Genomic DNA, 23373 nt, shown 5'->3' on the forward strand with positions numbered 1-23373 from the left:
TTTTCGCTGTGCCGCCAGGGTCGGAGGATTTGAAAATATGAAACTTTCGACCAAGGGACGCTATGCAATGGTGGCGCTGGCAGATATCGCCTTGCAGCCGGAGGGCAGTCTGGTGGTGTTGGGCGATATCTCCAAACGTCAGGATATTTCGCTGCCCTATCTGGAGCAGCTGTTTGTGAAACTGCGTCGGAGCGGGCTTGTAGTCTCTGTGCGCGGTCCGGGTGGGGGTTACCGTCTTGCGCATCCGCCCTCTGACATTCGCATCGTCGATGTGCTGAGCGCAGTTGATGAAACGGTTGATGCGATGCACAAGGGCGCAGGCGCATCCGGTGCCTTGTCCGGGAGTCGCGCGCAATCGCTGACCAACCGCCTCTGGGAAGGGCTGAGCGCCCATGTCTATGTGTTCCTGCATCAGACCCGCCTGTCTGACGTTATCAAGAACGATCTGGCGCCATGTCCGGCGGTGCCCAGCCTGTTTGCGGTGGTCGACGACTGACGGCCCGAGATATCCGCCCCTCTAACCCCGGCGCGGCCTGCGCTGTTTCGTAGATTTAAGAACGCCCTCGTTACAGCATCCTGATGGGTGCGAGGGACAAGACAGAAGGATCCGCACCGCCGATGTCGCGTGTCTATCTTGACCATAACGCCACCACGCCGCTTTGCGATGCTGCAAAGGCCGCGATGGTTGCCGCGATGGAGGTTTGCGGAAATCCTTCTTCCGTTCACGCCGAAGGCCGTGCCGCCAAGGCGCTGATTGAACGCGCGCGGGCGCAGATCGCCTCGGCTTTTGGGGCGGATGGTGCTGATATCGTGTTCACCTCCGGGTCGACAGAAGGGGCCGCGCTGGCAATGAGCGGTCGCGATCTGCATGGTGCAGCAGTTGAGCATGACGCCGTAAGGTCCTGGTCTGTCGAGGATTTGCAGGTTTCACCTGATGGCGCTGTTGCGGTGATTGATCCGCAGCGCTCCTCCGTTCAATTGGCCAATTCTGAAACCGGCGTTATCCAGAAGCTGCCCGAAGGGCTGGCGGTGACCGATGCGACGCAGGCCTTCGGCAAGCTGCCTGTCGCCTTCAATTGGATGGGGGCCACGATGGCGCTGATCTCGGCGCATAAACTGGGCGGGCCAAAGGGCGTGGGCGCGGTGGTCCTGAAACGGGGAACCGATCTGGCGGCGCAGATCACCGGCGGCGGTCAGGAGATGGGGCGTCGCTCCGGCACGGAAAATGTCGTAGGGATCGCGGGGTTCGGAGCGGCCGCGGAAGCTGCGGCAAGGGCGCTGGCGGATGGTGTCTGGGAACGTGTGGCAGAGCTGCGCGACACAATGGAGGCCGCCCTTGCAGCGGGCAGCCCTGACACTATTTTTGTTGGGACATCAGCGGCGCGCCTGCCCAATACCAGTTGTTTTGCCACGCCGGGCTGGAAGGGCGAAACCCAGGTCATGCAGATGGATCTGGCCGGATTTGCCATTAGTGCCGGCAGCGCCTGTTCCAGCGGCAAGGTCCGCGCCAGCGCGGTGCTCACCGCCATGGGATATGACGAGTTAACCGCCCAGAGCGCCGTGCGCGTCTCGCTTGGGCCGAACACAACAGAAACGGATGTGCTGCGCTTTGCCGAAAGCTGGTGCGCCAAACAAAAGAAACATCGCGCCCGGGTGGCGTGAGTGCAGGAGATGACCATGACAGCATTGGATGATGTTCAGGTGAAAGAAGGCGTTGACCAGGAAACGGTCGATGCGGTCCGCGAGGTGGGCGGCGCCTATAAATACGGTTGGGAAACCGATATCGAGATGGAATACGCGCCCAAGGGGCTGACCACCGATATCGTGCGGCTGATCTCGGAAAAGAACGAGGAGCCGGAGTGGATGCTGAACTGGCGGCTTGAGGCCTATGATCGCTGGCTTCAGAAGGAAGAGCCGACCTGGGCCATGGTGGATTACCCGGAAATCGATTTCCAGGACCAGTATTACTATGCCCGTCCGAAATCGATGGAGGTGAAGCCGAAATCGCTGGATGAGGTGGACCCAAAACTGCTCGCTACCTACGAAAAGCTCGGTATCCCTTTGAAAGAACAGATGATCCTTGCGGGCGTCGAGGGGGCTGAAAACATGCCCGCCGAAGGTCGCAAGGTCGCAGTTGACGCGGTGTTCGACTCCGTTTCGGTCGGCACCACCTTCCAGGCAGAGCTGAAAAAGGCAGGCGTCATCTTCTGCTCGATCTCCGAAGCGATCCGCGAACACCCTGAGCTGGTAAAGAAATACCTCGGCACCGTGGTTCCGGTCTCCGATAACTTCTATGCCACGCTGAACTCCGCGGTATTCTCTGACGGCTCCTTTGTCTATGTGCCGCCGGGTGTGCGCTGCCCGATGGAACTGTCAACCTATTTCCGCATCAACGCGGAAAACACCGGTCAGTTCGAGCGCACCCTAATCATTGCCGATAAAGGCAGCTATGTCAGCTACTTGGAAGGCTGTACTGCACCGGCCCGCGATATCGCGCAGCTGCACGCAGCCGTCGTGGAGATCATCATCGAAGAAGACGCCGAGGTGAAATATTCCACCGTCCAGAACTGGTATCCCGGTGATGAGAACGGCAAGGGTGGCATCTACAACTTCGTGACCAAACGTGCCGACTGCCGCGGCGACCGCGCCAAGGTGATGTGGACTCAGGTGGAAACCGGCTCTGCGGTGACCTGGAAATACCCTTCCTGCATTCTGCGCGGCGAGGAAAGCCAGGGCGAATTCTACTCGATCGCCATCGCTAACAACATGCAGCAGGCCGATACCGGCACCAAGATGATCCATCTGGGCAAAAACACGAAATCCCGCATCGTGTCCAAGGGGATCTCTGCCGGCAAGGCGCAGAACACCTATCGCGGGCTGGTGTCGATGCACCCGAAGGCGAAGAACTCGCGCAACTACACCCAGTGCGACAGCTTGCTAATCGGTGACAAATGCGGGGCGCACACGGTTCCCTACATCGAGGTCAAGAACAACTCCTCCCGCGTGGAGCATGAGGCGACCACCTCAAAGGTGGATGACGACCAGCTGTTCTACTGCCGCCAGCGCGGCATGGACGAGGAAGAGGCCGTGGCCCTGGTGGTGAACGGCTTCTGCAAGGACGTGCTGCAGGCGCTGCCGATGGAGTTCGCCATGGAAGCGCAGCAACTGGTTGCGATCTCGCTGGAAGGGTCTGTCGGGTAATGGCAGGCCCTTGGGCATCATCGCGAGGAAACAATAAAATGATCATCACAACCACCAACTCCATCGAAGGCTACCAGATCGCCGAATATAAGGGCATCGTGGTGGGCGAGGCGATCATGGGCGCCAATGTGGTGCGCGATGTCTTTGCCTCGATCACAGACATCGTCGGCGGCCGCTCCGGTGCCTATGAAAGCAAGCTGCAGGACGCGCGCGAGACCGCGCTGGCAGAGTTGGAGGACCGCGCCCGGGCCAAGGGTGCAAATGCGGTTGTCGGCGTCGACCTCGATTACGAGGTGGTAGGCCAGTCCATGCTGATGGTCTCTGCCAGTGGAACAGCCGTTGTGATCGGTTAAGGAATTCGCCCTTCGGGGCACAGAAACAACCGGGGCGCTGCTCCGAAGAGATATAAACGAGGAAAAAATGCTCGAAATCAAAAACCTGCACGTCAAACTTGAAGAAGAGGACAAACAGATCCTCAAAGGTGTCAACCTGACCGTTGAGGCTGGCAAGGTACATGCCATCATGGGGCCGAACGGCTCTGGCAAATCGACCCTCTCTTATGTGCTGTCCGGTCGCGATGGCTATGAGGTCACCGACGGCGCGGCGACGCTGGCTGGCGAAGATCTGCTGGACATGGAGCCGGAAGAGCGCGCCGCCGCAGGTGTGTTCCTGGCGTTCCAATACCCGGTCGAGATCCCAGGTGTCGGCAATATGACCTTCCTGCGCACTGCCGTAAACGCGCAGCGCAAGGCGCGTGGCGAAGACGAGCTGAGCGCCTCCGACTTTCTGAAGGAAGTGCGGGCCAAGGCAAAGACCCTGAAAATCGACGCCGATATGCTGAAGCGCCCGGTCAATGTCGGCTTCTCCGGCGGCGAGAAAAAGCGTAACGAAATCCTACAGATGGCGATGCTTGAGCCAAAAATGTGCATCCTCGATGAGACCGATTCCGGTCTGGATGTCGATGCGATGAAACTGGTTGCCGAAGGTGTGAACGCCCTGCGCGACGAAGGCCGCGGCTTCTTGGTGATCACCCATTACCAGCGCCTGCTGGACCACATCAAACCCGACGTCGTTCACATCATGGCAGACGGCCGCATCGTCAAAACCGGCGGTCCCGAGCTGGCGCTGGAAGTCGAAAACAACGGGTATGCCGATATTCTGGCAGAGGGTGTGTAAATGGCCGCTCCTGAAAGAAAACAAAGCGAAACCGAGGCACGGTTGGCGGCGCTGACCATGCCGGAGGGGGGCTGTCTGGCGGAGGCGCGCCATGCGGCGTTGTCGCGGGTTCAGACACTGGGCCTGCCGAACCGCCGCGATGAATACTGGAAATACACCCGCCCGGACACACTGACCGCCGCTGTGGCACCAAAGGCCGCAGTTTTTGATGCAGGCGAAGCACCGATGTTCAACGAATTTGATCGTATCAAGATCGTGTTCGTTGACGGTGTCTTTGATGCCGATGCCTCTGACGATCTGTCGCTGGAGGGCATCAGCATTGATCGCATCGCCGATATCTGTGACAAAGATATCCATTGGGCCAAGGACTTGTACGGCGTTCTTGAAGCGCGCGGACAGACGCCTGTTGCCCGCCCTCTGGCGGCGCTGAACACCGCATTTGCCAGCGATGGTGTCGCCATCCGTGTGACCGGCAGCCCGTCCAAACCGGTCAATCTGATCTACCGTCATGCGGCAGAAGAGTCAGACGCCATCCTGCATCACGTGATCCGTGTTGAAAGCGGTGCATCAGCGACCATTCTGGAAAACGGCCCGGCTGCATCGCGGTTCAACAAATGTATGGAAATCGACGTTGCCGACGGCGGGGCTCTGCATCTGGTGCGGGCGCAGGGGCGTGATCATGAGCGCCGGGCTGCAACGCATCTGTTTGCACGCCTCGGTACTGAATCCGTGTTCAAGGCCTTCACCCTCACTGTAAACGGCGTGCTGACGCGCAATGAGGCGGTGATTGAACTGACCGGCGATGATGCTGTCGCGCATATCGCAGGCGCCTGTGTCGGTGATGGTGATTTCCACCACGATGACACCGTCTTCATCACCCATGATGCGGTGAACTGCGAGAGCCGCCAGGTTTTCAAGAAGGTTCTGCGCAACGGGGCAACCGGTGTTTTCCAGGGCAAGATCCTTGTCAAAGAGGGCGCGCAAAAGACTGATGGATATCAGATTTCTCAGTCTCTTCTGCTGGATGACGACAGCCAGTTTCTGGCCAAACCCGAGCTGGAAATCTACGCCGATGATGTGGCCTGTTCACATGGCTCCACCTCAGGCGCAATTGACGAGGAGGGCCTGTTCTACCTGCGGTCGCGCGGCATTCCTCAGGCTGAAGCAACCGATCTCATGACCCTTGCCTTCCTTGCTGAAGCAGTTGAGGAGATCGAAGACGCCGATGTTGCGGCAAGCGTTGTGGACCGGCTGGAAGGCTGGCTGGCCCGGCGCCGCTGATGTCCGTCAGTCAGGACATCGTTGCCACCTACAGGGGGCCGCGCAGGGTTTATGCGCGGCGTCTTGCCATGGGGTTGCGTGAAGATCGGCTGCTGGCCATGCTCATGGCCGGCTGCGCTCTGGCGTTCATTGCTCAGATGCCAGCTCGGGCGCGTGAGGCGCATCTGAGCGGGCAGGAGCTGAACATGCTGCTGGGCGGCTCGCTGCTGGCGCTGATCTTCATTGCGCCGCTGCTCCTCTACGGGGTGGCCTTTCTGGCGCATGGCGTCGCGCGGATCTTTGGCGGCTCTGGCGACAGCGCGCAGGCACGTCTGGCCTTGTTCTGGGCGTTCCTCGCGGCTGGTCCGCTGATGCTGTTGAACGGGCTTGTCGCGGGGTTTATCGGCCCGGGGCTGGAGCTCAATCTGGTGGGCGGGCTATGGTTTGTGCTGTTCCTGTGGTTCTGGGGCAGCGGGATGGTTCAGGCGTATTGGGGCAAAGAATGATCCCTTATCAGTCACTTGCGGGTCTTACCTTCAGCGCTCCCACAGCGGCGGCGCGGGTTCTTCTGTCCGTTGACTGGCCGCGCCGGGTGCTTGTTCTTGCCTTGCTGTTGACGGCGGTTGTCAACACGATGATCCTTCAGCTCGCCGATCTGATCCTTCCGGGCAACATCGCGGTACTGGCCGCCATTCAACCCCTGTACTATGCCGGTGCTGTTTTTGCGCTGCATCTGGCCGTGACGGCGCTTCTGACCTGGACCGGTCGCTGGATTGGCGGCAAGGCGGAGTTCAGCGATATTCTGGCGGTCAATGTCTGGCTGAATGCCGTGCAGATCGCGCTTTTGGTGGCGGTGATGCTGCTGCATCTGGTGCTGCCGCTGGCGGCATCCTTGATCGCCTTGCTCGCGAATTTCATGATGCTGGCAATCTTTCTGCTGTTTATCAAGGAAGCGCATCAGTTTACATCCATCTGGCGGGCCATCGGCTCGGTTCTGATGTCGGCGGTTTTGATCGTCATTCTTCTCTCTCTGCTTTTGGGGGCGCAGGCCCCGGCACTACTGGGGCTTCCCGACCATGTATGACGTCCAAAAAATCCGCGCCGATTTTCCGATCCTGTCTCGTCAGGTGAATGGCAAACCGCTGACCTATCTGGACAATGGCGCATCTGCACAGAAGCCCCAGGTTGTAATTGACGCAATTACGCGCGCCTATTCTGAGGAATACTCAAACGTTCACAGAGGGTTGCACTATCTCTCTAATCTGGCGACCGAGAAATACGAAAGCGTTCGGGGCACCATTGCACGGTTCCTGAATGCGGGCGACGAAAATACCATCGTCATGAACTCAGGGACCACGGAGGGGATCAACACGATCGCCTACGGCTGGGCCATGCCGCAGCTTCAGGCCGGGGATGAGATCATTCTCAGCGTGATGGAGCATCACGCAAATATCGTTCCCTGGCATTTCCTGCGTGAACGTCAGGGCGTGGTTCTGAAATGGGTGGAGACAGCAGCTGACGGAAGCCTCGATCCGCAGGCCGTGCTGGACGCCATCGGTCCAAAGACAAAGCTCATTGCAGTTACCCAATGTTCCAATGTGTTGGGCACCATCGTTGATGTGAAAACCATATGCCATGAGGCCCGCCAACGCGGCGTTGCGGTTCTGGTTGATGGCTCGCAGGGGGCGGTTCATCTGCCCGTGGATGTGCAGGATATGGGCTGTGATTTCTATGCGATTACCGGTCATAAGCTCTACGGGCCGTCCTCCTCCGGTGCCATCTACATTCGCCCGGAGCGCATGGCTGAAATGCGCCCCTTCATGGGTGGCGGCGACATGATCAAGGAGGTTGCCCGCGATCAGGTGATCTACAATGACGCTCCGATGAAATTCGAGGCCGGCACGCCCGGCATCGTACAGATGATCGGACTGGGTGTTGCGTTGGATTACATGATGGCTATCGGCATGGAGAATATCGCAGCCCATGAGGCGGCGATCACCGCCTATGCCAGCGAACGGCTGAGCGGTCTGAACTGGGTCAATATCCAAGGTCAAGCCGCTGACAAGGCTGCTATTTTCAGCTTCACACTGGAAGGCGCGGCACATGCACATGACATCTCGACCATTCTCGACAAGAAGGGTGTCGCGGTACGCGCGGGACAACATTGCGCCGGACCGCTGATGGATCACCTTGGCGTTGCGGCGACCTGTCGTGCGTCCTTTGCCATGTATAACACCAAGGACGAGGTCGACGTGCTGATCGAGGCGCTGGAACTGGCCCACGATCTATTTGCCTAGCATCCGTCGCAACATGTTGCCCAGCTTCTGAAGCGTCACCCGGCCGGGTGACGTTTTTTTACTGCTTATGCAGATGCAAGATGTGAAGGCTGCTGGAAAAGTGCCCGAAACGATCGCCCGTGTTGCGGAAAGCCCCGGTTGCCTCAACATCAGGCTGTGACGCACCCTATGCAGGATCATTAGGTGATCTGTCAGCCTATACCATAGGCGTGGTCTGTGGATGTGGTCTGGAATAATGGCGGAGAGACAGGGATTCGAACCCTGGGTTCCCGTGAAGGAACAACGGTTTTCGAGACCGCCCCGTTCGACCACTCCGGCACCTCTCCGCGGGGGGTGAGGGCCGTTTAAAGTGGAAAGCTTGGGCGCGCAAGGGGGGATTTTGCGCTTTCTGCAGGAAATCGGAATTTTCATTGTCTCGCGCGATAAAACCCTTAGATTTCGTGGTATGAAACAGCTTTCACCCCTCCGAAAACTTGTGATGCAACCGCTCTTGGGCCTTGTTCTTGCATCGTTATTTGCATTCTCCGGCGCGCAGGCGGCGGATCGTGACCGGGTTGTCGCGTTCCTTGAAACAACTGGTTTTGACGTCGCGCTGGACAGTATCGCACTCTCGGCTGAGATGGCACCGGGTATGCTGGGTGTTGATGCCGGTGATTTTGGCGCAGCCTGGGTAGAGCTGTCGCAGGATGTCTTTGACCGCAGGGAAATGCGCGAGATCGCCCTTGGCATTCTGGAGGAAACGCTTGAGGAGGACGCGCTGTCCCATGCGGCGGAGTTCTACGCCAGCCCGTTGGGCGCACGTCTGGTGAAAGCGGAGAACGCCTCTCACATGGTGGAGGATGACGAAACCAAGCAGCAGGCGGGCATGCGCATTATCTCCGATCTGGTCGCGGACGGCAGTGATCGCCCGCATCTGTTTCAGCGCATGGGGCTGGCGCTGGATTCCGATGGCACCGGGGTGAAGGCGGTGCAGGAGATCCAGTTCCGCTTCCTGATGGCTGCCAGCGCGGCTGGGGTGATTGACCTGCAGCTCGATGCAGATGGGCTGCGTGCATTGATGAAGGAGCAGCAGGCGTCGACGCGGATGGCGATGCAGGCGGCCAATCTGGCAGCCAATGCCTATACCTATCAGGGGTTCAGCGACGCAGAACTGGAGCAATATATCGCCGCGCTGGAGCATCCGTTGATGCAGCGGGTCTATGAGCTGCTGAATGCGGTTACCTTCGAGATCACCGCCAACCGCTTTGAACTTCTGGCCTATCGTCTGAAGGGGCTTGAACCGGCGCAGGATCTGTAAGGGGCAATCCGCGCCCGAAGTGTGAAACATCCCTGCAAAACACGGCGCGACACTGGCCACTGGCGTAGGGGGCAGCGCAGGGTTGACACGCTGCTCAATTCGCCGCATAAGCCCGCATCCCGGCCCGGATTCCCTGTGCCGGGGTTTATTTGTCATACGCCCCCAGGGGGCGCGCTGTTCGAGGTGGCCCACTGGCCGAAACACCGACCGTATCGCAGGATACATCCGGGACCGTAGGACGCGGGTAGAAAAGGAAAGACGCATATGTTTGCGGTCCTCAAAACCGGCGGCAAGCAGTACAAAGTTCAGGCCGGCGATATGCTGCGCGTGGAAAAATTGGCTGCTGATGCTGGCGAAACAATCCAGTTCAACGACATTCTGATGCTCGGTGGTGATGCACCGGTTGTGGGTGCGCCCTTTGTGGATGGTGCTGCGGTTCAGGCCGAAGTCATCGACCAGATCAAAGGCGAGAAGGTCATTCACTTTGTGAAGCGCCGTCGTAAGCACTCCTCCAAGCGCACCAAGGGCCACCGTCAGAAGCTGACCCTGGTCAAGATCACTGAGATCCTGGCCTCCGGCGCTGACAAGTCCGGCGTGAAAGCTGCCAGCGGCCAGGGCTCTGCTCCTGCTGCCAAAGCTGCGCCTGCTGCCAAGAAAGCCGCTCCGGCTGCATCGGGCGACGACCTGACTGCGCTGACCGGTGTTGGTCCGGCTGCTGCCAAGAAACTGGAAGAAGCCGGTCTGACCAGCTTTGCCCAGATCGCGGCCTTGTCGGATGCTGACATTGCTGCTATCGACGCGGTCAAAGTGAAACCCGAATGGGTTGAGCAGGCCAAAGAATTGGCTAAAGGCTAAGGAGATAGACAATGGCACATAAGAAAGCTGGTGGTTCCTCACGTAACGGCCGCGACTCAGCCGGTCGCCGCCTTGGCGTGAAACTCTACGGTGGTCAGTCGGCCATCTCTGGCAACATCATCGTTCGTCAGCGCGGCACCAAGTTCTGGCCGGGTGAAGGCGTAGGTCTGGGCAAAGATCACACAATCTTTGCGACCACCGACGGTGCTGTGACCTTCCACAAGGGCCTCAAGGGCCGCACCTTTATTTCGGTTCTGCCAGTGGCGGAGGCCGCTGAATAAGCCGAACCTGAAAGGTGAGACACAATCAGGGGATCGGCGACACCGCCGGTCCCTTTTTATTTTCCCGGGGGCGCAAACCCTAACCAGTTCTAAACGGCTTTGCTGTATGGCAGAGCGCGTCAGTTTGTTAAGGCCCACTAGGTTTACCCGGCCAGATGGTCGGTTTTGTATTCTTCGAGAGGAGCGAGGGCATGAGTTTGGATCATAAAAGAGCAGAACAGCCTGTGATCGATGCGGGACGTTTTGTCCTGCGCCCGCTGCGTAAATCCGACGAGGGGCTGATTGCCCATTACGTGAGCGACGAACGTGTCGCCCGCATGACCACCGCCATTCCGCACCCGCTGCCGCCCGGCGCGATCGAGGCATTTGTTGCCCGCGCAACCGACGAAGAGCGCGAAGAAGATGTCTGGGCCATCGACGGCACCGCAGATGGTGGCGAAGAACTGAAAGGTATCATCAGCCTCAAGCGGCTTGACCGTGACCAGAGCGAGGTCGGCTATTGGATTGCGCCGGTGTTCTGGAACAATGGTCTGGCCTCCGAGGCGCTGCGGGCTCTGGTCGAGACCAATCCGCAAGGGTGCAGCGCGATGTTTGCCAGCGCTTTTCAGGACAACCCCGCCTCGGCGCGTGTCCTGACCCATTGTGGCTTTGAATATCTCGGTGACGCCGAAACATTCTCGGTCGCCCGCGATGCGACGGTGCCAACCTGGACCTACAGCAGAAAACTGTGATTGGCGCGCCGCGCGCTTTGCGTTAAGTCGGGGCAACAGCCCCCGACAGCGGGCGGCACGACCCATCTTCCCTCCGCCTGTGGCGGCAGGTCATCAGCAAGGAGCTGACATGAAATTCCTCGATCTGGCCAAAGTCTACATTCGCTCCGGCGCGGGCGGGAACGGCTGCGTCAGCTTTCGCCGTGAAAAATTTATGGAATATGGCGGCCCCGACGGCGGCGACGGCGGCCGTGGCGGGTCAGTCTGGGTCGAGGTGACCGAGGGGCTGAATACGCTGATTGATTTCCGCTATCAGCAGCACTTTTTTGCCAAGAACGGCCAATCCGGCATGGGGCGCCAGCGCACCGGCAAGGATGGCGATGATATCGTGCTGCGCGTGCCGGTTGGCACGGAGATCATGGATGAGGATCAGGAAACCGTTCTTGCGGATCTGACGGAGGTCGGTGAGCGTTTTCTCCTGGCCAAGGGCGGCAATGGCGGCTTTGGCAACCTGCATTTCAAAAGCGCGACAAATCAGGCGCCGCGCCGGGCCAACTCCGGTCAGGACGGGATTGAGCGGACCATCTGGCTGAGGCTGAAACTGATCGCGGACGTCGGCCTGTTGGGCCTGCCCAACGCCGGAAAATCAACCTTTCTCTCGGCGACATCCAACGCCCGGCCAAAAATCGCGGACTACCCGTTTACAACGCTGCATCCGAATCTCGGCGTTGTTGGCATCGACGGGGTTGAGTTCGTTGTGGCCGATATCCCCGGTCTGATCGCAGGCGCCCATGAGGGGCGCGGGATCGGTGACCGATTCCTTGGCCATGTTGAGCGCTGTGCCGTTCTGCTGCATTTGGTGGATGGGACATCGGAAACCGTGGCGGAAGACTACCAGACCATCATCAATGAGCTGGAGGCCTATGGCGGCGAGCTGGCGGACAAGCCGCGCATCACTGCGCTGAACAAGGTCGACTCCCTTGATGATGAGGAACGCGCGGAGGCCAAAGCCGAGCTGGAAGCCGCCGTCGGCGGTCCTGTCTTCATGATGTCCGGCGTCAGCCGGGAGGGTCTGAACGAGGTGCTGCGTGCCATGCGTACGCAGATCGACGAAGATCGTCTGCGCCAGAAACCTCAGGGGGAGCAGGGCACGTGGCAACCCTGACCGACGCCCGGCGTATTGTCGTCAAGATCGGGTCCGCCCTGCTGGTGGACCGGAACAGCGGCGCATTGCGGGCGGATTGGTTGCGGGCCTTGGCAGAGGATGTTGCCTGGCTGAAATCCATGGGCAAGGACGTGATCCTTGTATCCTCGGGATCCATCGCACTGGGGCGTCGCGTGCTCGATCTTGCCGCGCGGGAGCTGCCGCTGGAGCAATCGCAGGCGGCAGCGGCGGTCGGCCAGATCCGTCTCGCGCGCGCCTATGAGGAGGCGCTTGCGCCGCATGAGATCACCACCGGGCAGGTGTTGGTGACACTCGAAGACAGCACCGATCGCCGTCGCTACCTGAATTCTCGTGCGACGCTGGAGACGTTGATCGGCCTTGGCGTGGTGCCCATCGTCAATGAAAACGACACCATTGCCACCGATGAGATCCGCTATGGCGACAACGACCGACTGGCGGCGCAGGTTGCGGTGACCGTCGGAGCTGATGCGCTGATCCTGCTGTCGGACGTTGACGGTTTTTACAGCGCCAATCCGGTGCTGGACCCGACTGCGCAGCGTTATGACCGGATTGATCACATCACAGCCGAGATCGAGGCGATGGCCGGGGATGGCGTCTCTGGCCTCTCCAAGGGCGGGATGATCACCAAATTGCTGGCCGCCAAGATGGCGACAGCGGCTGGCTGCGCCATGGCAATCACTGAAGGGTCGCGACACAACCCTCTGAAATTGCTGGAAGACGGTGCGCCGTCCACGTGGTTCTCGGCACAGGGTGATCCGCAGGTGGCGCGTAAACGCTGGATTGCAGCGATGAAAACCCGTGGCGTGATCACCATCGACGAAGGCGCCGCACGGGCGCTAGGTCGCGGCAAGAGCCTGCTGCCCGCGGGCATCCGACATATCGAAGGAGACTTCGGCCGCGGCGATCCGCTGGCCATCCTTGGCCCAGACGGGCGAAAACTGGGGCAGGGGCTCAGCCGGTACACGGCTGAGGAAGCTGCCGCCATTCAGGGACGCCAGTCGGCCGAGATTGAAGCGATCCTTGGGTATGCGGGGCGCGCGGCCGTCATCCACCGCGATGATATGGCGCTGTAACCGTGATTTATGTTAGGGCTGACCCCGCCTGACCACCAGATGTGTCAAAGTGGGTCCACAAAAGGTTTCCAGTGATGAATGAGACGCAAGATATTGCTGCGCTGATGGCTGACATCGGCAAACGTGCAAAGCAAGCCGCCGCAAAACTGGCTGTTGCCAGTGCCGAATGCAAAACCGCCGCGCTGAATGCCGCTGCTGATGCGGTTTGGGACAAGCGGGCAGAGATATTGTCCGCCAATGCCAAGGATCTCGATTTCGGCCGCACCAAGGGGCTTTCGCCTGCGATGATGGACCGTCTGGCGCTGGATGAAGACCGGATTGCCGGAATTGTCTCCGGTCTGCGGGCGGTCGCAGCGCAGGCCGATCCGGTGGGAGAAGTGCTGGCGGAATGGTCGCAACCCTCTGGGCTTCAGATCCAGCGTGTTCGCACACCGCTTGGCGTGATCGGTGTCATCTACGAAAGCCGCCCGAATGTCACCGCCGATGCCGGCGCGCTCTGCCTGAAGTCGGGTAATGCGGTGATCCTGCGCGGTGGCTCGGAAAGTTTTCACTCGAGCCAGGCCATCCACGCCTGCCTTGTTGCGGGTCTGCGCAGCGCCGATCTGCCGGAGGATGCGGTCCAGCTGGTCCCGACGCGCGACCGTGCAGCGGTGCAGGAACTGCTGACGATGACCGATACGGTCGATGTGATTGTTCCGCGTGGTGGCAAGGGGTTGGTCGGTCTTGTCCAGCGCGAGGCCCGAGTGCCGGTCTTTGCGCATTTGGAGGGGATCGTGCATATTTACCTCGACAAGGCTGCAGATCCGCAAAAGGCGCTGGAGATCGTGCTGAATGCCAAGACGCGCCGCACCGGCATCTGTGGCGCTGCGGAATGCTTGCTCATCCACCGGGATATCGCGGATACGATTGGGCGCGACGTGCTGACCGCGCTGGCCGCCGCCGGTGTGGAAATCCGCGCCGAGGCTGGTCTGCCGGGCCCGGATGGCATGACAGAGGCAACCGAAGCCGATTGGGGCTGCGAATATCTGGATGCGATCATTGCCGCCAGACAGGTCCAGGATCTGGACGCGGCCATCGCCCATATCCGCGCGCATCATTCACAGCACACCGATTGTATCATCACCGAGGATGACGGCGCCGTTGCGCAGTTCTTTGCTGAGCTGGACAGCGCGATCCTGATGCACAATGCCTCAACCCAGTTTGCGGATGGTGGTGAATTTGGCATGGGGGCCGAGATCGGTATTGCAACCGGCAAGATGCACGCGCGGGGCCCCGTGGGCGCGGCGCAGCTGACCAGCTTCAAATATCTGGTGCGCGGGAACGGTGCGGTCCGCAGCTGACAGCATCCAACCCATCTGACATAAAAAAAGCGCTGCAAGTGATTGCAGCGCTTTCATATTTCGATCGCCTGATGCGGGTTAGAAGTGGATCGTCACCCGCTCCAATGTCTGTTCCACGCGCACGGTGCGCCCCAGATCCTTCGCCGCTTCGGGCAGCATGGCGAATTGGACCAGCGCCGGGGTCACTGTTGCCGAAGAGGTGCCGCCGCTGACCCGCGCCCACAGATCATCGTCGATATTCAGCTTGCTGCCTTCGCCGATGACGGTCCATTTGCCATCCGCGCAGAGGATCTTGACCGTGCCGCCATAGGGTAGGCCGGTTTCGAGGCACAAAGCGGCAAGAAAGGCGAGACGCACCTCGGTCCTGCTCGAGGCCTCCTGCGGCGCCCATTGATATTTCAGCCGCCCGCCCTTGCCGATGTCTTCCAGGACCGACACCACTTCGGCGCGGCTGATCTGCTGTTCGCTGGCTGCGCCAAAGGCAATCCGGAAGAACCGGATACGGGCATTGGCATTGGCCACGCTGTCGGAGATCAGCTCCAGCTCGGGGCCGGACATATCCCCAGACATTCCAAGCAGTTCGAGCCCGTTGTTGATTGCGCCGATCGGGCTGATCAGGTCATGACAGATACGCGACCCTATCAAAGCCGCGAGATTAGCGTTATCTACTGACATATCTTTCCTCCGAAGTGGGCCATCACGCATGAACGACCTCAACGCTATACTTGCCCCTGGCATGTTCGTGACCCACCCCAACCACCCGGAATGGGGGACGGGGCAGGTCCAGTCCAACGCCGCCGGCAAGATCACCGTTAACTTTCCCGATCAGGGCAAGGTGGTGTTCAACAGCGCGCAGGTGGCCCTTATTCCAGTCTTTGATCCGTCATAAGCGTTGATGAACGGTTAACGCCTGTTCACCAATTTGAACGAAACTTGCACATGCCGTGCCTTATAGGCTAGCTGCACGCAAGGCAAACCATTGATGAGCAAGCTCATGGGCGGCAGTTCTCCTGCATTTCAGGTCAAACTGGCACAGACATCGGCGGATTTACGCGCGGCGCAGGCGCTCAGATACGACGTTTTTGTCAGTGAGCTTGGCGGGGGCGGCGCGCTGGTGGATCACGAGGCAGGGCTGGAGCAGGATCGTTTCGATGCGTTCTTCGACCATCTGTTGCTCTGGGACCAGACGCGCGATGCGGTGGTTGGCGTCTACCGGGTGCTGCGTGGCGATCAGGCGCTTTTGGCCGGGCAATTCTATTCCGAGGATGAATATGACCTCTCTAAACTGAGAGCTTCGGGTCGTAAGCTTTTGGAATTGGGGCGTTCCTGCCTGCACCCGGATTATCGGGGCGGAACCGCGATGTTTCACCTTTGGTCCGCGCTGTCAGCCTATGTGGCCGAGCATGAGATCGAGGTGCTGTTTGGTGTTGCCAGTTTTCATGGGACGGAGGTTGCGCCGCTGGCCAATGCGCTGTCATCGCTGCACCACAACCATCTCGCGCCGGAAGACCTGCGGCCGGTTTCGCGCAGCTACCAATCCATGGACCTGATCCCGGCAGGCGATCTGGACCGTCGCCGCGCCATGCTGGACACGCCGGCGCTGATCAAGGCCTACCTGCGGCTTGGCGGCTGCGTGGGCGATGGCGCCTATATCGACCATGATTTCAACACCACCGATATCTGTCTTGTGCTGGACACTGCACGCATGAACGCGCGTCAGCGACGGATCTACGAGGCAGGGCGCAGCGAGCCATGACCACCTGGGAGGGAGAGGACGCGCCGCCTCCGATCAAGATCAGCGCCATTGGATGGGTGTTGATCCTCGGTCGCGGCCTATGTCTGGGCACGCTGGTCTTTGGCGGCTTGCTGGTGCTGCTGCTGGTGCGCCTGATCGAACGGCCGCTTTGTGGTCTCAGCCGGCCGGTGACGCCGTTCATCACGCAATGTGTCTGCCGCAATGCCTTTCGTATTCTGGGCATCGGGTTCCGCACTGAAGGCTCATTGATGACGCAACGCGGCGCAGTGGTCGCCAACCATACGTCATGGCTGGATATTTTTGCTCTGAACGCCCGCAAGCGGATCTATTTCGTCTCCAAGGCGGAGGTTGCCTCATGGCCGGGTATTGGCTGGCTGGCACGGGCCACGGGCACGGTGTTCATCAAACGCGACGCAAGGGAAGCGCGCCAGCAGACGGCATTGTTCCAGCAGCGCCTGCTGCTGGGGCACAAGCTGCTGTTCTTTCCCGAAGGGACATCGACCGACGGGCTGCGTGTGCTGCCGTTCAAGACAACGCTTTTTGCGGCGTTCTTTCACCCCGAGCTGCGCGATATGATCTCGATCCAGCCGGTTTCTGTGGTGTTCTACCCGCCAAATGGAGAGGATCCGCGGTTTTATGGTTGGTGGGGAGACATGGATTTCGGCTCACATCTGCTGAAAACAATGGCGTCGCTGCGTCAGGGCGAGGTGGTGCTGCACTATCATACTCCGCTGCGGGTGTCCGATTTCGTCGATCGCAAGGCCCTTGCGACCGCCTGCGAAGCCGAGGTCAGCGCCGGACATACCGCGCTTCGGCAGCGCATTGGGCAGGGCGCGCGCTGAAATGGCCGGGGCAGGGCGCAGATATGTCTTTTGCCCTTGCGCATCCTTCAGCGCTGGCATATACGCGCGCCATTCAATCCGCAGGTGGGGATTGGCCTGACCGGGGGAGACATCCCTGGCAGACCGCCGGTTGGAGCATCCGCTCTGAGACCCCCGCCGAGGCACGAAACCGGAAAAGGAAAAGATACATGGCTCTTCCCGAGTTCTCCATGCGTCAGCTGCTTGAGGCAGGCGTACACTTTGGTCACCAAACCCAGCGCTGGAACCCGCGCATGTCGCCCTTCATCTATGGCGCACGCAACGGCATCCACATTCTGGACCTGACCCAGACCGTTCCCATGCTGGACGCAGCTCTGAACGCTGTCCGCGACACCGTCGCCAAGGGCGGCCGGATCCTGTTCGTCGGCACCAAGCGTCAGGCGGCTCAGCCGATCGCAGACGCAGCTGAGAAATCCGCTCAGTACTTCATGAACCACCGCTGGCTCGGTGGCACGCTGACCAACTGGAAAACCGTTTCCCAGTCGATCAACCGCCTGAAGGAAATCGACGAGAAAATGGCGTCCGGCGCCGAAGGCCTGACCAAGAAAGAGCGTCTGGGCATGGAGCGTGACCAGCTGAAGCTGGAAGCCTCGCTCGGTGGTATCCGCGAGATGGGTGGCGTTCCTGACCTGCTGTTCGTCATCGACGTGAAAAAAGAAGCGCTGGCCATCGCCGAAGCCAACAAGCTGGGTATCCCGGTTGTGGCCATCGTCGACACCAACTGCTCGCCCGATGGTGTTGACTACATCATCCCCGGCAACGACGACGCGGCCCGCGCCATCGCTCTCTACTGCGATCTGGTTGCCCGCGCTGCTCTGGACGGCATGTCCGCACAGCTCGGCGCCGCAGGCGTTGATCTTGGCGCCCTGGAAGAGGCACCGGCAGAAGAAGCCGTTGCTGAAGACGCCGCCGCTGACGCCTGATCCGTCCTGTCACGGAGTTGACATGCGGGGCAGGCTATCACCTGCCCCATATCCGTTTTTGAATTGAGGAGAGCCTAAGATGGCAATTACTGCATCCATGGTTAAGGAACTGCGCGACAGCACCGGCGCAGGCATGATGGACGCCAAGAAGGCGCTGACCGAAACCAATGGCGACATGGAAGCCGCCGTTGACTGGCTGCGCACCAAGGGTCTGGCAAAAGCGGCCAAGAAATCCGGCCGTACCGCCGCAGAAGGCCTGGTCGCCGTGGTCGTCGAAGGCAACAAAGGTGTTGCCGTCGAAGTGAACTCGGAAACCGACTTTGTCGGCAAAAACGCCGAGTTCCAGGAAATGGTGTCCGGCATTGCCAAGACCGCAGTGAACGCAGCCGATGTCGACGCGCTGCTGGCGGCGGACATGGGCGGCAAAACCGTTGCCGAAACCCTGACCGACAAGATCGCCACCATCGGTGAGAACATGGCCGTGCGCCGTATGGCCTCTCTCGAAGGTGAAACCGTTGTGTCCTATGTGCACAACGCTGCGACCGCAGGCATGGGCAAGATCGGCGTATTGGTTGCCATGAACGGCGGCGACGAAGCGATCGGCAAGCAGATTGCGATGCACATCGCAGCTGTGAACCCCGCCGCGCTGAGCGAAGCGGAGCTGGACGCCTCTGTTGTTGAGAAAGAAAAGCAGGTCCAGATGGACATCGCCCGCGAATCCGGCAAGCCGGAGCAGGTGATCGAGAAGATGATCGTCGGCCGCATGAAGAAATTCGTGGCTGAATCGACCCTGCTGAACCAGCAGTTCGTTGTGAACCCTGACCTGACCGTTGAAGAAGCGGCCAAGGAAGCAGGCGCTACCATCACCGGTTTCGTACGTCTGGAAGTCGGCGAAGGCATCGAAGTCGAAAAAGAAGACTTCGCAGCTGAGGTTGCTAAGGCAGCCCAGGGCTAAGCCCGACGCGGGCTAACGCCCGATCGTAAGACAATTAAAGGCCGACGAACGCGTTTCGTCGGCCTTTTCCTTTGTGACAACGCAATGTGAGAGGCGCGGCGATCAGGGGCAGGGCGCGTCAGCAGCGCCCAGATGGCAAAGCCCATGGCGCATATCATATTGGCAGTCATACGGTCGGAAGAGGGTGAGGGGCCTGTCGCGCGCCCATGTCAGGAAAGACATCGAATGGCCGCAACAAGCCCCTCAGAATATCCCGGCGCTGGCGCGGAACAATACGCGCAGCTACCGGACAGGTTAGAGAGCCTTGCAATCCCAAGGGTCATGCCCTGCGCCGTCCCAGGCCAAAGCCCCACTCACGGAACATGGTAAGTGTGCCTGTAGTTCTCCTATTGGGGAAGTAATGAATTCCATACCCAATTGCAGATAGATTGCGAAAATTGGAAGAAACTCTCTGAATATCAGCTGTAATATCCAATAAATATTATAGGGATTATCAGTTCTCCATAATATACATCTGATTGTGAAGTGCCGCTTTGAGTACCGCATGGGCTGTTGTCTCAACGGCCAGTGCCTCGCGTGCCAGGCGCAGGTGTTTTTCGACGGTCGCAGGCGTCAGCCCCATCAGAACCGCTATATCCTGAGTGGTCTTGCCGTCACCAACCCATTCCAACGCTTCTCTCTGGCGTTTTGTCAGGCTGCGGTTTGGCGGGTCATAAGGCATCGTGAGGATCTTCAGATGCGCGACATTGTTCATCAGAACGATATCATGCCCATGCGTTGCCCAGATCTCATCGACCTCATCCTGGCTGAGGGTTTCCTCCGCCGCCAAAGATATCGCGCCCTTGAACCGCTGAGAGGCCGAATAGAAGCTGACGGTGTAGCCTGCCTTTACCCCCATAGCCGTATTGAAATCGATCACTTTCTGCGCCTGTGGTGTCAGGCATTGATTTGCCATCTGCTCCTGCACCATGCGCCAGCTGCCGGCCCCTTCGTTGTTCAGCGCCCATTGCAACATCGGCGCGTCGAAATAGAGGCCGGAGTTTACGAAGCCTTTCACATATTCGGTGCAGTGATTGGACAGGATCACGAAATCTTCGGGGTCACCGAGCGAGGTTTTGGTCTTGTGACGCGTATAGCCATAGATCAGCCGGTCAAAACGAAAGGCCTGCATCTGTTTGACGTGTTCCAGCCAAAGCTCCTCAAGCGTCCGCGCCCCGCATAGAAAGTCTATGTAGGCACGCAGCTTCATCCCGGTTTTTCCTGATTCAAATGGCTGTTGAGCGCATCAAGTGCCATCAGATAGCCCTGTGACCCAAATCCGCAGATCTGTCCAAGCGCGGCGCGCGCGATATAGGAGCGATGGCGAAATTCCTCGCGTGCATGGATGTTTGACAGGTGAACTTCAACCACCGGCAGGGCGATGGAAAAAATCGCATCCATCAGCGCGATGGAGGTATGGGTGTAGGCGCCTGCATTGAGGATGATCCCGGCGTAGCTGCCGCGGGCCCCGTGCAGCGCATCAAGCAGCGCGCCTTCGTGATTGGACTGCTCGCACTTCACCGAAAGCCCGAGTGTCGCGCCATGGTCGATGCAGCGTTGTTCAACCATCGCCAGCGTTTCATGCCCGTAAACCTCAGGCTGGCGCGTTCCCAACAGGTTCAGGTTGGGGCCGTTCAAAACCAGGATGTTGTGCATGTCGATATCCAATAACTCTGTGATGCCCCGATTGCCCGTCTTCCGCCCAATAGAGGACATTTGCCATGGTGCGGACTCGTCGGGATGGCCGCCAGTCTCCAGCCCTGCCGGCGCGTCGTTGGCTGGCCCAAGTGACAGGCGCAGGATCGGTTGGCCAGCCCATCAGCGCTGCGGCCGCTCCGCCGTAATTCGCTCATATTGATATATATTTTAGAATAATATGCAACCGAGCTATCGCTAACGTTATCCTCTAGACGAGCAGTGTCAATCTGGCGTGTTTGTCAGGATGATCTTGCCCAGAACGCTTCTGTTTTGCATTTCTGTCAGGGCAGCAGCGGCTTCGGTCATCGGATACTGCGCGTGGATGCGCGGTCGAATGTCACCTTTGCAATAGAGCTCAAACAGCTCACCGACATTGGTGCGATGCTGCTCTGGCGCCCGCTGAACGGCGGCGCCCCAGAATACGCCGACGATCTGGCATCCTTTCAGGAGCGGCAGGTTCATCGGCATTTTCGCGATGCCGGCGGCAAAACCGACAACCAGATAGCGGCCCTGCCAGGCCATCGCGCGAAGCGCCGGTTCGGCATAGGGGCCGCCGACCGCATCATAGACCACATCGATCCCGGTTTTCCCCGCCATCGCCTTGAGGTTCTTTCCAAAGGCAATCTGGTCCTCCTTGTCGGGCGCATGGCCGTAGATCACCGTCGCATCCGCGCCGATCTTCTCGCAGAAGGCCGCCTTCTCGGCGGAGGATACCGCAGCGATGACACGCGCCCCTGCGGCCTTGGCGAGTTCGATTGCGGCAGAGCCAACCCCGCCAGCGGCGCCCAGCACCAGCACGGTCTCTCCCGGTTGCAGCTGGGCCCGTTCTTTCAACGCGTGATGAGATGTGCCGTAGGTAAAGACAAAACCAGCCGCATCGAGATAGGGCATCTGATCGGGAATCTTGATGGCGCTGGCGGCAGGGACGCAGATATGGGTGGCAAACCCGCCATATCCCGTCAGCGCCAGAACCCGGTCGCCGATGTTCAGATTATCGACGTCCTTGCCAAGGGCGATAACCTCGCCCGCGATTTCACCGCCCGGTGCAAAGGGACGCGGTGGTTTGATCTGATAGAGGTCCTGTATCATCAGAGTATCAGGATAGTTCACGCTGGCGGCATGGATCGCCACAAGCACATCCCTGGGGCCGGGGACGGGATCGTCCTGTGCGCTCCACTGCAGGGTTTCGGGGCCGCCTGGAGCGGTGGAGAGCATCGCATGCATGAGTGATTATCCTGTCATGGTGGCCGAACCCTGGCCGGTGTGACGTCAAGTCTTCTGTGCAGATCTTGCGTTGTCAATGAAATTGCGAAATGCAATTCTGCTCTGCAAACGATCTGTTTTCCAACCGGAAAGCGGCCTGAATTCTGCTGGATAAGGGGCTGGAAATGAAGAAAAATCACCTCACCCAGGGTGGGCAGCCTATGCCCAAAGCCCTGCAGGGGCTTGGGCTGCCGTTGATCGGCGCGCCGCTGTTCATCATATCCGTACCCGACCTCGTCATTGCCCAATGCAAGGCCGGAATCGTTGGATCCTTCCCGGCGCTGAACGCGCGTGAGGCTGAGGGCGAGCCGCCGCTTCTGGAAGCCTGGTTGAAACAGATCACCGAGGCGCTGGACCGCCATAACCAGGACAACCCGGATCATCCGGCGGCACCCTTTGCGGTCAATCAGATTGTTCACCGGTCAAATACCAGGCTGGAGCGTGATCTTGAGATCTGTCATCGCTGGAAGGTGCCGCTGTGGATCACATCACTGGGGGCGCGACCAGAGGTGAATGAGGTGGCTCACGATTGCGGCGGCATCGTGCTGCATGATGTGATCAACAATCGCTTTGCCCATAAGGCCATCGAGAAGGGCGCAGATGGTCTGATCGCGGTTGCCGCAGGGGCAGGCGGCCATGCCGGGCAGCTGTCGCCGCTGGCGCTGATCAGCGAAATCCGCAGCTGGTTTCACGGCCCCCTTGCGCTGTCGGGAGCAATCGCCAATGGCCGCTCTCTGCTGGCGGCCCGGGCGCTGGGGGCCGATTTTGGCTATGCCGGGTCACCTTTTATCGCCACTGAGGAAGCCAATGCGCAGCAGGCGTACAAGCAGATGATCGTCGACAGCAGTGCCGATGATATCGTCTATTCCTCATTGTTTACAGGTGTTTCTGGTAACTATCTGCGTGGTTCCATTCAGAAGGCGGGGCTTGATCCCGACAATCTGGCCAGCGCTGATGCGACGGCGATGAATTTCGCCGGTGGGTCATCCAAGCCCAAGGCCTGGAAGGAGATCTGGGGATCCGGTCAAGGTATCGGGGCGGTCACAGAGGTGCAGCCGGTCGCCACATTGGTTGCGGAGATCGCCGCCGATTACGAGGCCGCGGGCAGAGCGCTGGCGGCAGAGTTTACCACAATCGGAGACGTATAATGGGACGCGGCAGTTCAAACGGCAAAGACCGCAG

At 59.6% G+C, this 23373-nt stretch carries 26 protein-coding genes and 1 tRNA gene; 22 read left to right on the forward strand and 5 right to left on the reverse strand.

Annotated features, from left to right (window positions below):
• Positions 1-37 precede the first annotated feature (37 nt).
• From VWY75_RS17050 to VWY75_RS17090, 9 genes are all read left to right on the forward strand, one after another.
• Positions 38-496, forward strand: coding sequence for an Rrf2 family transcriptional regulator (locus VWY75_RS17050; protein ID WP_340545544.1), 459 nt, complete (start codon positions 38-40; stop codon positions 494-496).
• Positions 497-618: 122 nt separating this feature from the next.
• Positions 619-1662 (forward strand): cysteine desulfurase family protein, encoded by a 1044-nt coding sequence (locus VWY75_RS17055; protein WP_416538741.1) that lies wholly within the window; start codon positions 619-621, stop codon positions 1660-1662.
• A gap of 15 nt (positions 1663-1677) precedes the next feature.
• The gene (gene sufB / locus VWY75_RS17060) at positions 1678-3201 is read left to right on the forward strand and encodes a Fe-S cluster assembly protein SufB (protein ID WP_340545546.1); all 1524 of its coding nucleotides are present in this window, start codon (positions 1678-1680) and stop codon (positions 3199-3201) included.
• 38 nt (positions 3202-3239) lie between these two features.
• On the forward strand, positions 3240-3554 hold the full coding sequence (locus VWY75_RS17065; RefSeq protein WP_416538742.1) for a YbjQ family protein: 315 nt from the start codon (positions 3240-3242) through the stop codon (positions 3552-3554).
• 67 nt (positions 3555-3621) lie between these two features.
• Complete coding sequence (sufC, locus tag VWY75_RS17070) at positions 3622-4377, forward strand: Fe-S cluster assembly ATPase SufC (protein WP_340545548.1); 756 nt, start codon at positions 3622-3624, stop codon at positions 4375-4377.
• Positions 4378-5658, forward strand: a complete 1281-nt coding sequence (locus tag VWY75_RS17075) for a SufB/SufD family protein (protein ID WP_416538743.1) — start codon at positions 4378-4380, stop codon at positions 5656-5658.
• Entirely contained in the window at positions 5658-6143 is a 486-nt protein-coding gene (locus tag VWY75_RS17080) for a YIP1 family protein (protein WP_340545550.1), read from the forward strand. The genes VWY75_RS17075 and VWY75_RS17080 overlap by 1 nt, the downstream gene beginning before the upstream one ends.
• Positions 6140-6721: a YIP1 family protein gene (locus VWY75_RS17085; protein WP_340545551.1), complete on the forward strand. Its 582-nt coding sequence runs from the start codon at positions 6140-6142 to the stop codon at positions 6719-6721. Before VWY75_RS17080 ends, VWY75_RS17085 begins: the two co-directional genes overlap by 4 nt.
• Positions 6714-7934 carry a cysteine desulfurase gene (locus tag VWY75_RS17090; protein ID WP_416538744.1) on the forward strand — a complete coding sequence of 407 codons (1221 nt, stop codon included), beginning with the start codon at positions 6714-6716 and terminating at the stop codon, positions 7932-7934. The genes VWY75_RS17085 and VWY75_RS17090 overlap by 8 nt, the downstream gene beginning before the upstream one ends.
• Before the next feature lie 236 nt (positions 7935-8170).
• Here VWY75_RS17090 and VWY75_RS17095 read toward each other — a convergent pair.
• Positions 8171-8260, reverse strand: a tRNA-Ser gene (locus VWY75_RS17095).
• Between the two features lie 119 nt (positions 8261-8379).
• On the opposite strand from VWY75_RS17095, the gene VWY75_RS17100 reads away from it, so the two are divergent.
• From VWY75_RS17100 to VWY75_RS17130, 7 genes are all read left to right on the forward strand, one after another.
• Positions 8380-9231 (forward strand): DUF2059 domain-containing protein, encoded by an 852-nt coding sequence (locus VWY75_RS17100; RefSeq protein ID WP_416538745.1) that lies wholly within the window; start codon positions 8380-8382, stop codon positions 9229-9231.
• A gap of 264 nt (positions 9232-9495) precedes the next feature.
• Positions 9496-10086 (forward strand): 50S ribosomal protein L21, encoded by a 591-nt coding sequence (locus tag VWY75_RS17105; RefSeq protein ID WP_340545554.1) that lies wholly within the window; start codon positions 9496-9498, stop codon positions 10084-10086.
• 11 nt (positions 10087-10097) lie between these two features.
• Positions 10098-10367 (forward strand): 50S ribosomal protein L27, encoded by a 270-nt coding sequence (rpmA, locus tag VWY75_RS17110; protein ID WP_340545555.1) that lies wholly within the window; start codon positions 10098-10100, stop codon positions 10365-10367.
• A gap of 191 nt (positions 10368-10558) precedes the next feature.
• On the forward strand, positions 10559-11098 hold the full coding sequence (locus VWY75_RS17115; protein ID WP_340545556.1) for a GNAT family N-acetyltransferase: 540 nt from the start codon (positions 10559-10561) through the stop codon (positions 11096-11098).
• A 109-nt stretch (positions 11099-11207) separates the two neighbouring features.
• A complete protein-coding gene (obgE, locus tag VWY75_RS17120) occupies positions 11208-12242 on the forward strand; it encodes a GTPase ObgE (protein WP_340545557.1) in 1035 nt (344 codons plus the stop codon).
• Complete coding sequence (gene proB / locus VWY75_RS17125; RefSeq protein WP_340545558.1) at positions 12230-13336, forward strand: glutamate 5-kinase; 1107 nt, start codon at positions 12230-12232, stop codon at positions 13334-13336. The genes obgE and proB overlap by 13 nt, the downstream gene beginning before the upstream one ends.
• Before the next feature lie 74 nt (positions 13337-13410).
• Complete coding sequence (locus VWY75_RS17130) at positions 13411-14676, forward strand: glutamate-5-semialdehyde dehydrogenase (RefSeq protein ID WP_340545559.1); 1266 nt, start codon at positions 13411-13413, stop codon at positions 14674-14676.
• A gap of 78 nt (positions 14677-14754) precedes the next feature.
• Here the strand turns inward: VWY75_RS17130 and VWY75_RS17135 are convergent, their stop codons facing one another.
• Positions 14755-15351: a histidine phosphotransferase family protein gene (locus VWY75_RS17135; RefSeq protein ID WP_340545560.1), complete on the reverse strand. Its 597-nt coding sequence runs from the start codon at positions 15349-15351 to the stop codon at positions 14755-14757.
• 28 nt (positions 15352-15379) lie between these two features.
• On the opposite strand from VWY75_RS17135, the gene VWY75_RS17140 reads away from it, so the two are divergent.
• The 5 genes from VWY75_RS17140 to tsf all read left to right on the forward strand — a co-directional run bounded on the left by VWY75_RS17140 (position 15380) and on the right by tsf (position 19191).
• A complete protein-coding gene (locus tag VWY75_RS17140; protein ID WP_061049281.1) occupies positions 15380-15565 on the forward strand; it encodes a DUF3553 domain-containing protein in 186 nt (61 codons plus the stop codon).
• Between the two features lie 105 nt (positions 15566-15670).
• Positions 15671-16432 carry a GNAT family N-acetyltransferase gene (locus VWY75_RS17145; protein WP_340546318.1) on the forward strand — a complete coding sequence of 254 codons (762 nt, stop codon included), beginning with the start codon at positions 15671-15673 and terminating at the stop codon, positions 16430-16432.
• Positions 16429-17274 (forward strand): lysophospholipid acyltransferase family protein, encoded by an 846-nt coding sequence (locus tag VWY75_RS17150; protein ID WP_416538746.1) that lies wholly within the window; start codon positions 16429-16431, stop codon positions 17272-17274. The genes VWY75_RS17145 and VWY75_RS17150 overlap by 4 nt, the downstream gene beginning before the upstream one ends.
• Before the next feature lie 188 nt (positions 17275-17462).
• A complete protein-coding gene (gene rpsB / locus VWY75_RS17155; protein WP_340545562.1) occupies positions 17463-18236 on the forward strand; it encodes a 30S ribosomal protein S2 in 774 nt (257 codons plus the stop codon).
• A gap of 79 nt (positions 18237-18315) precedes the next feature.
• Positions 18316-19191: a translation elongation factor Ts gene (tsf, locus tag VWY75_RS17160; RefSeq protein ID WP_340545563.1), complete on the forward strand. Its 876-nt coding sequence runs from the start codon at positions 18316-18318 to the stop codon at positions 19189-19191.
• 493 nt (positions 19192-19684) lie between these two features.
• On the opposite strand, the gene VWY75_RS17165 is transcribed toward tsf, so the two are convergent.
• The 3 genes from VWY75_RS17165 to VWY75_RS17175 form a co-directional block, all read right to left on the reverse strand.
• Positions 19685-20440, reverse strand: coding sequence for a helix-turn-helix transcriptional regulator (locus VWY75_RS17165; protein WP_416534941.1), 756 nt, complete (start codon positions 20438-20440; stop codon positions 19685-19687).
• The gene (gene aroQ, locus VWY75_RS17170; RefSeq protein ID WP_416538747.1) at positions 20437-20886 is read right to left on the reverse strand and encodes a type II 3-dehydroquinate dehydratase; all 450 of its coding nucleotides are present in this window, start codon (positions 20884-20886) and stop codon (positions 20437-20439) included. Before aroQ ends, VWY75_RS17165 begins: the two co-directional genes overlap by 4 nt.
• Before the next feature lie 264 nt (positions 20887-21150).
• Positions 21151-22152 (reverse strand): NADPH:quinone oxidoreductase family protein, encoded by a 1002-nt coding sequence (locus VWY75_RS17175; RefSeq protein WP_340545566.1) that lies wholly within the window; start codon positions 22150-22152, stop codon positions 21151-21153.
• A 200-nt stretch (positions 22153-22352) separates the two neighbouring features.
• On the opposite strand from VWY75_RS17175, the gene VWY75_RS17180 reads away from it, so the two are divergent.
• On the forward strand, positions 22353-23339 hold the full coding sequence (locus VWY75_RS17180) for an NAD(P)H-dependent flavin oxidoreductase (protein ID WP_416538748.1): 987 nt from the start codon (positions 22353-22355) through the stop codon (positions 23337-23339).
• The last annotated feature ends 34 nt before the right edge of the window (positions 23340-23373 follow it).

The organism is Phaeobacter sp. JH20_08 (assembly GCF_048056635.1).
GTDB lineage: Bacteria > Pseudomonadota > Alphaproteobacteria > Rhodobacterales > Rhodobacteraceae > Phaeobacter > Phaeobacter bryozoorum.

What these genes read in the sequence shown, in the direction of transcription:
- VWY75_RS17050 (WP_340545544.1), top strand. Translation starts at nt 38, where the DNA reads ATGAAACTTTCGACCAAGGGACGCTATGCAATGGTGGCGCTGGCAGAT.
- VWY75_RS17055 (WP_416538741.1), top strand. Translation starts at nt 619, where the DNA reads ATGTCGCGTGTCTATCTTGACCATAACGCCACCACGCCGCTTTGCGAT.
- sufB (WP_340545546.1), top strand. Translation starts at nt 1,678, where the DNA reads ATGACAGCATTGGATGATGTTCAGGTGAAAGAAGGCGTTGACCAGGAA.
- VWY75_RS17065 (WP_416538742.1), top strand. Translation starts at nt 3,240, where the DNA reads ATGATCATCACAACCACCAACTCCATCGAAGGCTACCAGATCGCCGAA.
- sufC (WP_340545548.1), top strand. Translation starts at nt 3,622, where the DNA reads ATGCTCGAAATCAAAAACCTGCACGTCAAACTTGAAGAAGAGGACAAA.
- VWY75_RS17075 (WP_416538743.1), top strand. Translation starts at nt 4,378, where the DNA reads ATGGCCGCTCCTGAAAGAAAACAAAGCGAAACCGAGGCACGGTTGGCG.
- VWY75_RS17080 (WP_340545550.1), top strand. Translation starts at nt 5,658, where the DNA reads ATGTCCGTCAGTCAGGACATCGTTGCCACCTACAGGGGGCCGCGCAGG.
- VWY75_RS17085 (WP_340545551.1), top strand. Translation starts at nt 6,140, where the DNA reads ATGATCCCTTATCAGTCACTTGCGGGTCTTACCTTCAGCGCTCCCACA.
- VWY75_RS17090 (WP_416538744.1), top strand. Translation starts at nt 6,714, where the DNA reads ATGTATGACGTCCAAAAAATCCGCGCCGATTTTCCGATCCTGTCTCGT.
- VWY75_RS17100 (WP_416538745.1), top strand. Translation starts at nt 8,380, where the DNA reads ATGAAACAGCTTTCACCCCTCCGAAAACTTGTGATGCAACCGCTCTTG.
- VWY75_RS17105 (WP_340545554.1), top strand. Translation starts at nt 9,496, where the DNA reads ATGTTTGCGGTCCTCAAAACCGGCGGCAAGCAGTACAAAGTTCAGGCC.
- rpmA (WP_340545555.1), top strand. Translation starts at nt 10,098, where the DNA reads ATGGCACATAAGAAAGCTGGTGGTTCCTCACGTAACGGCCGCGACTCA.
- VWY75_RS17115 (WP_340545556.1), top strand. Translation starts at nt 10,559, where the DNA reads ATGAGTTTGGATCATAAAAGAGCAGAACAGCCTGTGATCGATGCGGGA.
- obgE (WP_340545557.1), top strand. Translation starts at nt 11,208, where the DNA reads ATGAAATTCCTCGATCTGGCCAAAGTCTACATTCGCTCCGGCGCGGGC.
- VWY75_RS17130 (WP_340545559.1), top strand. Translation starts at nt 13,411, where the DNA reads ATGAATGAGACGCAAGATATTGCTGCGCTGATGGCTGACATCGGCAAA.
- VWY75_RS17135 (WP_340545560.1), bottom strand. Translation starts at nt 15,351, where the DNA reads ATGTCAGTAGATAACGCTAATCTCGCGGCTTTGATAGGGTCGCGTATC.
- VWY75_RS17140 (WP_061049281.1), top strand. Translation starts at nt 15,380, where the DNA reads ATGAACGACCTCAACGCTATACTTGCCCCTGGCATGTTCGTGACCCAC.
- VWY75_RS17145 (WP_340546318.1), top strand. Translation starts at nt 15,671, where the DNA reads ATGGGCGGCAGTTCTCCTGCATTTCAGGTCAAACTGGCACAGACATCG.
- VWY75_RS17150 (WP_416538746.1), top strand. Translation starts at nt 16,429, where the DNA reads ATGACCACCTGGGAGGGAGAGGACGCGCCGCCTCCGATCAAGATCAGC.
- rpsB (WP_340545562.1), top strand. Translation starts at nt 17,463, where the DNA reads ATGGCTCTTCCCGAGTTCTCCATGCGTCAGCTGCTTGAGGCAGGCGTA.
- tsf (WP_340545563.1), top strand. Translation starts at nt 18,316, where the DNA reads ATGGCAATTACTGCATCCATGGTTAAGGAACTGCGCGACAGCACCGGC.
- VWY75_RS17165 (WP_416534941.1), bottom strand. Translation starts at nt 20,440, where the DNA reads ATGAAGCTGCGTGCCTACATAGACTTTCTATGCGGGGCGCGGACGCTT.
- aroQ (WP_416538747.1), bottom strand. Translation starts at nt 20,886, where the DNA reads ATGCACAACATCCTGGTTTTGAACGGCCCCAACCTGAACCTGTTGGGA.
- VWY75_RS17175 (WP_340545566.1), bottom strand. Translation starts at nt 22,152, where the DNA reads ATGCATGCGATGCTCTCCACCGCTCCAGGCGGCCCCGAAACCCTGCAG.
- VWY75_RS17180 (WP_416538748.1), top strand. Translation starts at nt 22,353, where the DNA reads ATGCCCAAAGCCCTGCAGGGGCTTGGGCTGCCGTTGATCGGCGCGCCG.